The organism is Streptococcus sanguinis (genome assembly GCF_900475275.1).
GTDB lineage: Bacteria > Bacillota > Bacilli > Lactobacillales > Streptococcaceae > Streptococcus > Streptococcus sanguinis_N.
The window spans coordinates 2,167,430-2,180,337 of the sequence record NZ_LS483364.1 but is presented as its reverse complement, the minus strand read 5'-3'; the positions used below and the strand labels follow the sequence as shown (position 1 = coordinate 2,180,337).

5 protein-coding genes are annotated in these 12,908 nt (G+C 44.6%); all 5 read left to right on the top strand.

All coding sequences use genetic code 11. From position 1 onward, the window contains the following. The first annotated feature begins 136 nt into the window (after window positions 1-136). Window positions 137-2,551, top strand: coding sequence for a penicillin-binding protein PBP1B (pbp1b, locus tag DQM55_RS10830; RefSeq protein WP_111676755.1), 2,415 nt, complete (start codon window positions 137-139; stop codon window positions 2,549-2,551). Between the two features lie 393 nt (window positions 2,552-2,944). Continuing rightward, complete coding sequence (rpoB, locus tag DQM55_RS10825; protein WP_111676753.1) at window positions 2,945-6,511, top strand: DNA-directed RNA polymerase subunit beta; 3,567 nt, start codon at window positions 2,945-2,947, stop codon at window positions 6,509-6,511. A 40-nt stretch (window positions 6,512-6,551) separates the two neighbouring features. Beyond that, entirely contained in the window at window positions 6,552-10,199 is a 3,648-nt protein-coding gene (rpoC, locus tag DQM55_RS10820; protein WP_111676751.1) for a DNA-directed RNA polymerase subunit beta', read from the top strand. Between the two features lie 761 nt (window positions 10,200-10,960). Next, window positions 10,961-12,118, top strand: coding sequence for a non-hydrolyzing UDP-N-acetylglucosamine 2-epimerase (gene wecB / locus DQM55_RS10815; protein ID WP_002911057.1), 1,158 nt, complete (start codon window positions 10,961-10,963; stop codon window positions 12,116-12,118). Beyond that, a complete protein-coding gene (locus DQM55_RS10810; protein ID WP_002896779.1) occupies window positions 12,111-12,899 on the top strand; it encodes a hypothetical protein in 789 nt (262 codons plus the stop codon). The genes wecB and DQM55_RS10810 overlap by 8 nt, the downstream gene beginning before the upstream one ends. Window positions 12,900-12,908: the final 9 nt, after the last annotated feature.

Here is a 12,908-nt window from a genome sequence, read left to right as displayed (position 1 = left end):
AAAGCCAAGAAATTGGCTTATCTATATTTTAAATTTATGTTACTCTATTGTATCATAAAGCTTTTAAATAGCAATGTTTCCTTGAAATAAATCATAGATATTTGGTATAATGGGAAGATAACAAGGAGAATCAAACTTGGAACAATTAATAGAGAAATTAAAAGAGTTCTGGGGAAAAGCCCAGCAGTTTATCAAAAAAATACATCTTCCAGAATGGAGCAAGAAGATCGTTAGTGGCAACAATGGCTGGTCTATCGGTGATGTTTTTGCTGTTTTCTTGCGGACTTTTAAACTTCTGATGAATATGGCTTTTGTGTTTATCTTCTTCGGTGGCGTAATCGGTGCTGGGATTGGGATAGGCTATGCAGCTAGTCTTTTCAGTAAGGTTGAAGTGCCCAAGCAAGAAGAGCTGGTCAAGCAGGTGAATAATATCTCTGGTATTTCTAAGCTTACCTATGCCGATGGCAGTTTGATTGCAGAAGTGGACAATGATTTGCTCCGCATCCCAGTTAAGAGTGACGCCATCTCTGAAAATGTTAAAAAAGCCGTTATCGCTACAGAGGATGAGAACTTTGAAACGCATAACGGAGTGGTGCCCAAGGCTGTGCTTCGGGCTACGCTCGGTTCAGTTGTTGGAGTTGGCTCGTCTAGCGGGGGGTCAACCATTACCCAGCAGTTGATCAAGCAGCAGGTGGTGGGCGATGCGCCGACCTTCAAGCGGAAAGCGGCGGAGATTGTTGATGCGCTGGCTTTGGAGCGCTACATGTCCAAGGATGATATTTTGACGACCTACTTGAACGTTTCGCCTTTCGGGCGCAACAATAAGGGGCAGAATATCGCTGGTGTGGAAGAAGCTGCTCAAGGGATTTTTGGTGTTTCTGCTAAGGATTTGACTGTGCCCCAGTCTGCTTTTATTGCCGGCTTGCCACAGAGTCCGATTGTTTATTCGCCTTATGCAGCGGATGGCAGTCTCAAGAGTGAAGGGGATATGGCTCTGGGCTTGGAACGTGCCAAGGATGTGCTCTATAATATGTATCGGACGGGCCATCTAAGCGAAAAAGAGTACAAGGAGTACAAGGACTACGACCTGACCAAGGATTTCAAGCCATCTGAAAGCTCGGAAAAATCTTCGCATGGCTACCTTTATTACACAGCGGTCGAAGAAGCCCAGCAGACCATGTACGAGTACTTGATTCAGCGGGACAATGTTTCTCAGCAAGAGCTGAAAAACAACGACACTGTCAAAGCCTACAAGGAATTGGCCGCTAAAGAACTGAGCGATGGCGGCTATACTGTCACCACCACGATTAACAAGAATATCCACACCGCTATGCAAAATGCAGTAGCCAACTATGGCGGTGTCTTGGATGACGGAACTGGTGCAGTTGAAGTGGGAAATGTCCTCTTGGATAATAAAACCGGTGCTGTGATTGGCTTTGTAGGCGGCAGAGACTACGCTTCCAATCAGAACAATCATGCCTTTGATACGGAACGGTCACCGGGTTCGACCATTAAGCCGATTCTGGCTTATGGGATTGCTATTGACCAAGGTCTGATGGGCAGCGCCAGCGTTCTTTCTAACTATCCGACTAACTTTTCAAGCGGTGACCCAATCATGCACGTGGACAGCCGTGGTACAGCCATGATGGATCTGCAAGAAGCTCTCAATACTTCTTGGAATATTCCGGCTTATTGGACTTACCGCGGATTACGCGAAAAAGGTGTCAATGTCCGTGGTTATATGGAAAAAATGGGTTATTACATTGATGACTACAGCATTGAGAGTCTCCCAATGGGCGGGGGAATTGAAGTATCTGTAGCTCAGCATACCAATGGTTTCCAAACCTTGGCTAATAATGGAACCTACCAGAAAAAATATATGGTTGAAAAAATCACAGACCGAGATGGGAAGGTGATTTACCAGCATAAGGCCAATCCTGTTCAGATTTACAGTCCAGCAGCAGCTACGATTATGCAGGAGCTCATGCGGGGCGTTATCAATTCTGGGGCTACTACGACCTACAAATCCAGAATCAGTCAGGTCAATGGAACCTTGGCTGGAGCCGACTGGATTGGTAAGACTGGAATGACCAACACCAACGGTGATATGTGGCTGATGCTTTCTACTCCTAAGATGACTTTGGGAGGCTGGATTGGTCATGATGATAATAGCTCTATGGCGGCGTTGACTGGTTATAATAATAATGCCTCCTACATGGCCTATATGGCAGATGCTATCTATCAGGCAGATCCAAATGCCTGGGGTGTTGGTGATAAGTTCACTCTTGATCCGAGTGTGATTAAGTCTGATGTACTCAAGTCCACAGGAGAAAAGCCAGGTACAGTAACGGTAAACGGCCGCTCTGTTAATCTCAGCGGTCCGACAGTGCCTAGCTATTGGGCTAAAAATGGTGCTCCGACCACGACCTATCGCTTTGGTATTGGGGCATCAGATGCGGATTATCAGAAGGCTTGGTCAGCTATACTGGGCGGTTCTACCTCTAATTCTAATTCTAGCTCCAATTCTAACAATAACCGGCAGGGGAACTAGCGCATCAAGAACAGTTTTAACTTTTCAGAAAGCGGATGAAATCCTTGCAATTTCTAGCTAAATAAGGTATAATAATAACAATAATTTGTCGTGTGCTTTATTTGAAATATTGTCCAAATAGAAGCTTACAGCAGTTAAATCAAACTTGAATAAGTCAGATTTAGCTGCTCTTTTTGTGCCTATTTTTAGGAAAAACGGGTTATGTAATCATAATTTAATTTTTCTGAAAATTAAACAAAAGGGACTGATTGTGGCTGTTTTGCAGCATTGTAAATGACAGAGGATTTTCCTCTGAAAACATTTCACAGAACTCGCCCTCAAAGCGTTGAGAAAAAGATACGTCTTTTCTCGCTTTATCAAGGGCTTAGTATCTTATCATAAAGGAGTAAAAACTTGGCAGGACATGAAGTTCGATACGGTAAACACCGTACCCGTCGTAGTTTTTCAAGAATTAAGGAAGTTCTTGATTTACCAAATTTGATTGAAATCCAAACGGATTCGTTCCAAGATTTCTTGGATCATGGTCTGAAGGAAGTCTTTGAAGATGTACTTCCTATTTCAAACTTTACCGACACCATGGAATTGGAATTTGTCGGCTATGAAATCCGTGAGCCTAAATATACGCTGGAAGAAGCACGTATCCACGATGCCAGCTACTCAGCGCCAATCTTTGTAACCTTCCGTCTGATTAACAAGGAAACTGGTGAAATCAAGACTCAGGAAGTCTTCTTTGGCGATTTCCCAATCATGACTGAAATGGGAACCTTCATCATCAATGGTGGTGAGCGGATTATCGTATCCCAGTTGGTGCGTTCTCCAGGGGTTTACTTTAACGATAAAGTTGACAAAAATGGAAAAGTTGGCTACGGTTCAACGGTTATTCCTAACCGCGGAGCTTGGTTAGAGTTGGAAACAGACTCAAAAGACATTGCCTACACTCGTATTGACCGGACGCGGAAGATTCCATTTACCACTCTGGTGCGTGCGCTTGGTTTCTCAGGAGATGATGAGATCTTGGACATCTTTGGTGACAGCGACTTGGTGCGCAATACCATTGAAAAAGATATCCACAAGAATCCAATGGACTCCCGTACAGATGAAGCTCTGAAAGAAATCTATGAGCGTCTTCGTCCAGGCGAGCCTAAGACGGCTGAAAGTTCTCGTTCCCTTCTTGAAGCGCGTTTCTTTGATCCGCATCGTTATGACTTGGCAGCAGTTGGTCGCTACAAGATTAATAAGAAACTCAGCGTCAAGACACGCTTGCTGAACCAAACCATTGCAGAGCCATTGGTAGATGCTGAAACTGGAGAAATCTTGGTTGAAGCTGGTACAGTTATGACCCGCAGTGTGATTGACAGCATTGCAGAGCAGTTGGACAATGGTTTGAATAAAATCACTTATATTCCAAACGATTCAGCTGTTTTGACAGCTCCTGTAGATTTGCAGAAATTCAAGGTAGTGGCTCCGACTGACCCAGACCGCGTTGTGACCATCATTGGTAATGCAAATCCGTCTGACAAGGTTCGGATTGTGACACCAGCTGACATTTTGGCTGAGATGAGCTACTTCCTCAACTTGGCTGAAGGCATCGGTCGTGTGGATGATATTGACCACTTAGGGAACCGTCGTATTCGTGCAGTTGGTGAGCTTTTGGCTAACCAAGTTCGACTTGGACTTTCTCGGATGGAGCGTAATGTTCGCGAACGGATGTCTGTTCAAGATAATGAAGTTCTCACACCGCAACAAATCATCAATATTCGTCCAGTAACTGCAGCCATTAAAGAATTCTTTGGTTCTTCACAGTTGTCTCAGTTCATGGACCAACACAATCCGCTGTCTGAGCTTTCTCACAAACGTCGTTTGTCTGCCTTGGGACCTGGTGGTTTGACACGTGACCGCGCTGGCTATGAAGTGCGGGACGTACACTATACTCACTATGGCCGTATGTGTCCGATTGAAACGCCTGAAGGACCAAACATTGGTTTGATCAATAACTTATCTTCTTATGGACACCTTAACAAATACGGATTTATTCAAACACCTTACCGTAAGGTAGACCGTGAAGCTGGCGTAGTAACCAACGAAATCGTTTGGCTGACAGCTGATGAGGAAGATGAATTTATCGTAGCGCAGGCCAACTCTAAGCTGAATGAAAAAGGCGGCTTTGCTGAGCCTATCGTTATGGGACGCCACCAAGGTAATAACCAAGAATTTCCATCAGACCAAGTAGACTACATGGATGTGTCACCTAAGCAGGTAGTTGCTGTAGCGACAGCATGTATTCCTTTCTTGGAAAATGACGACTCCAACCGTGCCCTCATGGGTGCCAACATGCAGCGTCAGGCTGTGCCTTTGATTGATCCAAAAGCGCCTTATGTCGGTACTGGGATGGAATACCAAGCTGCCCACGACTCTGGTGCAGCGGTTATTGCCCAGCATGATGGTAAGGTCACCTATGCGGATGCAGATAAGGTTGAAGTCCGCCGCGAAGATGGTTCTCTTGATGTATACCAAATTCAAAAATTCCGCCGTTCGAACTCAGGTACTGCTTATAACCAACGTACCTTGGTGAAAGTTGGCGATGTTGTCGAAAAAGGCGACTTTATTGCTGACGGACCTTCTATGGAAAATGGAGAAATGGCTCTGGGACAAAACCCAATCGTTGCCTACATGACATGGGAAGGTTACAACTTCGAGGATGCGGTTATCATGAGTGAGCGTCTGGTGAAAGACGATGTCTACACCTCAGTTCACTTGGAAGAATACGAATCAGAAACGCGCGACACCAAGCTTGGCCCAGAAGAAATTACCCGCGAAATTCCAAACGTAGGGGAAGATGCCCTACGCAATCTGGACGAAATGGGTATTATCCGCATCGGGGCGGAAGTTAAAGAAGGCGACATTCTTGTAGGTAAAGTGACCCCTAAGGGTGAAAAAGACCTTTCTGCTGAAGAGCGCCTGCTTCATGCCATCTTTGGTGACAAGTCTCGTGAAGTTCGTGATACCTCTCTGCGTGTGCCACACGGTGCCGACGGAGTGGTTCGTGACGTGAAGATCTTTACCCGTGCTAATGGTGATGAACTGCAATCTGGCGTTAATATGTTGGTTCGTGTCTACATCGCTCAAAAACGTAAGATCAAGGTCGGAGATAAGATGGCTGGTCGTCACGGAAACAAGGGGGTTGTATCCCGTATCGTTCCTGTGGAAGACATGCCTTACTTGCCAGATGGAACACCAGTTGATATCATGTTGAACCCACTCGGAGTACCATCTCGTATGAATATTGGTCAGGTTATGGAGCTTCACCTTGGTATGGCAGCGCGTAACTTGGGTATCCATATTGCGACACCAGTCTTTGATGGAGCAAGCTCAGAAGATCTCTGGGATACTGTCCGCGAAGCTGGTATGGACAGTGATGCCAAGACTATTCTCTATGACGGACGTACCGGTGAGCCATTTGATAACCGTGTATCTGTTGGTGTCATGTACATGATCAAGCTCCACCACATGGTAGATGATAAACTTCATGCCCGCTCAGTAGGTCCTTACTCAATGGTTACCCAACAGCCGCTCGGAGGTAAAGCTCAGTTTGGTGGACAACGTTTTGGTGAGATGGAAGTTTGGGCCTTAGAAGCTTACGGTGCTTCTAACGTTCTGCAAGAAATCCTGACTTACAAGTCAGATGATGTCAACGGACGTTTGAAGGCTTATGAAGCTATTACTAAAGGGAAGCCAATTCCAAAACCAGGTGTGCCAGAATCCTTCCGCGTTCTTGTCAAAGAATTGCAATCTCTTGGTCTGGATATGCGCGTTCTTGATGAAGATGACAATGAAGTAGAACTGCGTGACCTAGACGAAGGTGAAGATGATGATGTGATTCACGTTGATGATCTTGAAAAAGCGCGTGAAAAAGCAGCTCAAGAAGCGAAAGCAGCTTTTGAGGCTGAAGGAAAAGAATAAGAATAGACACTGATTAGAAAATGAAGAAAGGTAAGAAATAGTGGTTGATGTAAATCGTTTTAAAAGTATGCAAATCACCCTAGCTTCTCCTAACAAGGTCCGTTCATGGTCTTATGGGGAAGTGAAGAAACCTGAAACAATCAATTACCGAACCCTGAAACCAGAACGCGAAGGCCTTTTTGACGAAGTGATCTTCGGTCCAACAAAGGACTGGGAATGTGCCTGTGGTAAGTACAAACGGATTCGTTACAAAGGAATCGTCTGTGACCGCTGTGGTGTTGAAGTAACTCGCGCCAAGGTTCGCCGTGAGCGCATGGGCCACATCGAATTGAAGGCTCCTGTTTCACATATTTGGTACTTTAAAGGAATTCCAAGCCGCATGGGACTCACTTTGGATATGAGTCCACGTGCTCTGGAAGAAGTCATTTATTTTGCGGCTTATGTGGTGATTGATCCTAAGGATACACCGCTAGAGCACAAGTCAATTATGACGGAGCGTGAGTACCGTGAGCGTTTACGCGAGTACGGTGCAGGCTCATTTGTAGCCAAAATGGGAGCCGAAGCTATTCAAGACCTCTTGAAACAAGTGGACTTGGAAGCTGAGATTGCTGTCCTCAAAGAAGAATTGAAAACTGCTTCAGGTCAAAAACGGATCAAGGCTGTCCGTCGCTTGGATGTTTTGGACGCCTTCTACAAGTCTGGCAATAAGCCAGAATGGATGGTTCTTAATATTCTTCCGGTTATTCCGCCAGATTTGCGCCCGATGGTTCAGCTGGATGGTGGTCGTTTTGCAGCTTCTGACCTCAATGATCTCTATCGCCGGGTTATCAACCGGAACAACCGTTTGGCTCGTTTATTGGAACTCAATGCCCCTGGTATCATCGTTCAAAATGAGAAGCGGATGCTTCAGGAAGCGGTTGATGCTTTGATTGATAACGGTCGCCGCGGCCGTCCAATTACTGGACCAGGCAGCCGTCCACTTAAGTCTCTGAGCCACATGCTCAAAGGGAAGCAAGGGCGTTTCCGTCAAAACTTGCTGGGTAAACGGGTTGACTTCTCAGGTCGTTCCGTTATCGCCGTTGGACCAACTCTAAAGATGTACCAATGTGGTGTGCCACGTGAAATGGCGATTGAGCTCTTTAAACCATTTGTGATGCGTGAAATCGTTGCTCGTGATATCGTGCAAAACGTAAAAGCTGCAAAACGCTTGGTGGAACGTGGAGATGAGCGTATCTGGGATATTCTGGAAGAAGTGATCAAGGAACACCCAGTGCTTCTTAACCGCGCACCGACCCTTCACCGTTTGGGAATTCAGGCCTTTGAGCCAGTTCTGATTGACGGTAAAGCTCTTCGTTTGCATCCATTGGTCTGTGAAGCCTACAATGCCGACTTTGACGGTGACCAGATGGCTATCCACGTACCATTGTCTGAGGAAGCACAAGCTGAAGCTCGTATCCTCATGCTGGCTGCTGAGCACATCTTGAATCCGAAAGACGGTAAACCAGTTGTAACACCTTCTCAGGATATGGTCTTGGGGAACTACTACCTGACCATGGAAGAGGCTGGCCGCGAAGGCGAAGGCATGATTTTCAAGGATATGGATGAAGCGGTGATGGCTCTCCGCAACGGCTATGTTCACTTGCATACTCGTGTTGGTATCGCAACAGACAGTCTTAATAAGCCTTGGACAGAAGACCAGAAGCATAAGATTTTGATTACAACTGTTGGTAAAATCCTCTTTAACGCAATCATGCCAGAGGAATTGCCTTATCTGCAAGAGCCGACTAATGCTAACTTGACAGAAGGTGTGCCAGCTAAGTACTTCTTGGAGTCAGGACAAGACATCAAGGAAGTCATTGAACAGCTTGAGATCAATGTTCCGTTTAAGAAGAAAAATCTGGGGAATATCATCGCAGAAATCTTCAAACGATTCCGTACGACAGAAACATCTGCTCTTCTTGACCGCTTGAAGAATCTGGGGTATCACCATTCTACCTTGGCTGGTCTGACAGTGGGTATCGCTGATATTCCAGTTGTTGAAGACAAGGCTGAGATTATTGAAGAATCACACAAACGTGTAGAACAAATCACTAAACAATTCCGTCGCGGTATGATTACTGATGACGAACGCTACAATGCAGTGACTGCTGAGTGGCGGGCAGCTCGTGAGAAATTGGAAAAACGTTTGGTTGCCAACCAAGATCCGAAGAACCCTATCGTTATGATGATGGATTCTGGAGCTCGGGGTAACATCTCTAACTTCTCCCAGTTGGCCGGTATGCGTGGTCTGATGGCTGCGCCAAATGGACGTATCATGGAATTGCCAATCTTGTCTAACTTCCGCGAAGGGCTGTCCGTTCTGGAAATGTTCTTCTCTACCCACGGTGCTCGTAAGGGTATGACAGATACGGCCCTTAAGACTGCCGACTCAGGTTACCTGACTCGTCGTCTAGTTGACGTTGCCCAAGATGTGATTATCCGTGAAGATGACTGTGGTACAGATCGTGGCTTGCTCATCACTTCTATCACAGAAGGCAAGGAAATGATCGAGTCTCTGGAAGAGCGCCTAAATGGTCGTTACACTAAGAAAACAGTTAAACATCCAGAAACTGGTGCTGTCATTATTGGTCCAAATGAATTGATCACCGAAGACAAGGCACGTGAAATCGTTAATGCTGGTGTTGAAGAAGTGACAATCCGCTCCGTCTTTACATGTAACACCCGCCACGGTGTCTGTCGTCACTGTTACGGTATCAACTTGGCAACGGGTGATGCGGTTGAAGTCGGTGAAGCAGTCGGAACCATCGCTGCTCAATCTATCGGGGAGCCTGGTACACAGCTGACCATGCGTACCTTCCATACGGGTGGTGTTGCCTCTAATACCGATATCACGCAAGGTCTCCCTCGTGTCCAAGAAATCTTTGAAGCCCGCAATCCGAAAGGGGAAGCGGTCATCACTGAAGTCAAGGGTGAAGTTACTGCTATCGAAGAAGATGCATCTACTCGTACCAAGAAAGTCTTTGTTAAAGGCCAAACTGGCGAAGGTGAATATGTGGTACCATTTACAGCCCGCATGAAGGTAGAAGTTGGCGACCAAGTTTCTCGCGGTGCTGCCTTGACCGAAGGTTCTATCCAGCCGAAGCACTTGCTGGCTGTCCGCGATGTCTTGTCTGTTGAAACTTACCTGCTTGCTGAAGTACAAAAAGTTTACCGCAGCCAAGGGGTAGAAATCGGTGACAAGCACATCGAAGTAATGGTTCGTCAAATGATTCGCAAGGTGCGCGTTATGGATCCAGGAGATACAGATCTTCTCATGGGAACTCTTATGGATATCACTGACTTTACAGATGCTAACCGTGATGTGGTTATCTCTGGCGGTGTGCCTGCGACAGCTCGTCCAGTCCTCATGGGAATCACCAAAGCTTCCCTTGAGACAAATAGCTTCCTGTCTGCAGCTTCCTTCCAGGAAACAACTCGTGTCCTGACAGATGCTGCTATCCGTGGTAAGAAAGACCATCTGCTCGGACTCAAGGAAAATGTTATCATCGGTAAGATTATCCCAGCTGGTACTGGTATGGCCCGCTACCGCAATCTGGAACCTCAGGCTGTCAATGAAGTTGAAATTATCAACGAAGTGACAGAACTGCCAGATGGATTTGAAACTGAAGAAAATATTGTTCTTAAATAAAGAACTTTCCCTCCCGAAAATCGGGAGGGATTTTTTCTTGCAGCCGATAATTTCTTGCCCGCCACTAAATATTATCCCATAATATACTTAGAAAGTTGTTTTTAAGTTCTCCTTTATGGATCAACGACTATAGAAGAAATATTCAAGATTTCCTGTTTCAGTTTTTCTATGATGCGAGATGCCATATTTATTTTTAATCAGGGAGGTAGCTGGTTTTTGTAGTATGATAGCGCTAGGTTATACTATTTTAAAAATCCTAAAATAGTAGGAGGGGCAGGTTTGAAATTTTAAAAAAGAGGAGGTTGGTTTTAATGGTAGTAGTCGAAGATTGTGGAGAACAGTAGCTGGCGTTTATCTAGCTAGCTCATTCATGAAGGGAGGATTTTGAAATATAAAGAGTAGAAAACAATTAGATTACAAATAGAATAATATTTTATTACAATGAATAAAGATTAAAAAATATAGGTAAAAAACACAAAATTCTGCATAAATCAGGGCTTTAAGCCTATAAGTTCTTTCCTTTTTATTTATTTTTTTGAGAAAACCAAAAAATTTCAGTAATTTTAAGTTACAGTTAAGTTAAGAAAATTAAAATAATCTTAAATAAGTTACCAACATGTAAATTACTATTAAGAAAGTATAAAATAATAGTTCATGCTTTGATTATTGAAACGCTTGATGGTAAAATAACTAAGGTTACTTAAAACAAACATTTTTTAGTAAAAAGTTAATATAAGAATGTTGATTTTTGGTGAGGAAAAATGAAGAAAATTAAGGTAATGGTTGTTTTTGGAACTCGTCCAGAAGCAATTAAGATGGCTCCACTGGTTATTGAACTGAAGAAGCAGGCAGACTTGTTTGAAACGACAACAGTTGTGACTGCTCAGCATCGTCAGATGCTGGATCAGGTACTTGAGACTTTTAAGATTAAGCCTGATTATGATTTGGATATTATGGGGAAGAATCAAACCCTGACAGATATTACTGTCAAGATCCTGCATAAGCTGGATGATATCTTAAAGGAAAACAAGCCAGATATTATGCTGGTGCACGGTGATACGACAACGACTTTTGCGGCTAGTCTTGCAGCGTTTTATAATCAAGTTCGTATCGGCCACGTAGAAGCTGGCTTGCGGACTTGGAATAAATACTCTCCTTTCCCAGAAGAGATGAATCGTCAGATGACTGACTCTTTGACGGACTTGTATTTTGCGCCAACAGATCAGAGTAAGGCTAACTTGCTCAAGGAAAACCATCCGGCAGAAACAGTTTTTGTGACAGGAAATACAGCTATTGACGCTCTCAAGCTGACCGTCCAGGCTGATTATCAGCATGAGGTGCTTGATCGTATTGATCCAGCTCGCAAGATGATTTTGGTGACCATGCATCGCCGGGAAAATCAAGGCGAGCCGATGAGAAGGGTCTTTCGAACTCTACGGCAGATTGTAGATGCCCATGATGATGTGGAAATTGTCTATCCTGTTCACCTGAGCCCAGCGGTTCAGGAGGCGGCCAGAGAAATTCTGAGTGATAATGAAAAGATTCATCTGATTGAGCCTTTGGATGTGTTGGATTTCCATAATATCGCAGCTAAAAGCTACTTTATCATGTCAGACTCAGGCGGAGTACAAGAGGAAGCACCTTCCTTAGGTAAACCTGTACTGGTACTTCGTGATACAACAGAGAGACCAGAAGGAGTTGAAGCCGGCACCTTGAAGCTGGTCGGTACAGAAACTCAAGCAGTAGCAGAGGCAATGGAAGCCCTGCTGACAGATGAGTCACTCTATCAGGAAATGGCCCAAGCCAGCAATCCGTATGGTGACGGTAAGGCTTCTGAGCGGATTGCTCAAGCAATAGCTCACTATTTTAAGCAGACGGCTAGGCCGGAAGAATTTAAGACAGGAGTAAAAAATGTTTAGGAAAAAAGGACTAGAAAAATCATTAGCCGTCTTTGTACTGGCAATTGGACTAATTCTTTTCTACAGTTGGAATTTTGCAGCTAACATATTTTATATCGGAATCGCGCTGATTTTATTAGGTATTTTTAGTGTCTTTGTCCTATCTGATCTTTTGGTGACATGGGCAATGATTCTGGGTGTGGTTATAGCAACTCTGATCTTGCTCTTTGATGTAACCTACCTACCGGACAATCAAGTTCTCTTCTTGCTTTATGTCTTCCCTGTCAGTGCTTGGCTGACCAGCCGAGTGAATTTCTATCTCCATCAGCGCTTGGGGTTGGTGCAGGATGACAGTGAAGATGCTGCTGAGGCCTATGAAGAAATGGTTCAGAAAGTAAATCAGAAACAAGCTCCAGCTTTTCAGGCTTTGCTGGTCCATTGGGCACACAATCATCATTTTTATCAAATTCACTCTCGGGAGTACAAGCGGATGCTCAAGAGAATTTTACGACTGCTTAACTGGGACTTCCAGAATGTAGAAACGGTTTACTATGTATCCAATGGTAACTTTCTCGTTCTGGTAGAAGATCTGGATCAGGAAGTCAAGGAATATTTCCAAGAGAAAGTGCGTGACGATTTAACGATGATGCACTTTGAGAATAAGAAAACTGACCAAAAAATTCAGTTTCAGTCCGGCAGTTTAAAATTGAACGCTCAAAACATTGACAAATTCCATAATTTCGATGACGCTTTGAGCAATCTGGAGCGTCAGCTTGAAACCGACATTATCGTAGAATACTAGGAGGTAAAC

Bases quoted from the DNA above. Each gene is read 5' to 3' on its own strand.
- DQM55_RS10810 (WP_002896779.1), top strand. From the start codon at position 12,111: ATGTTTAGGAAAAAAGGACTAGAAAAATCATTAGCCGTCTTTGTACTG.
- wecB (WP_002911057.1), top strand. From the start codon at position 10,961: ATGAAGAAAATTAAGGTAATGGTTGTTTTTGGAACTCGTCCAGAAGCA.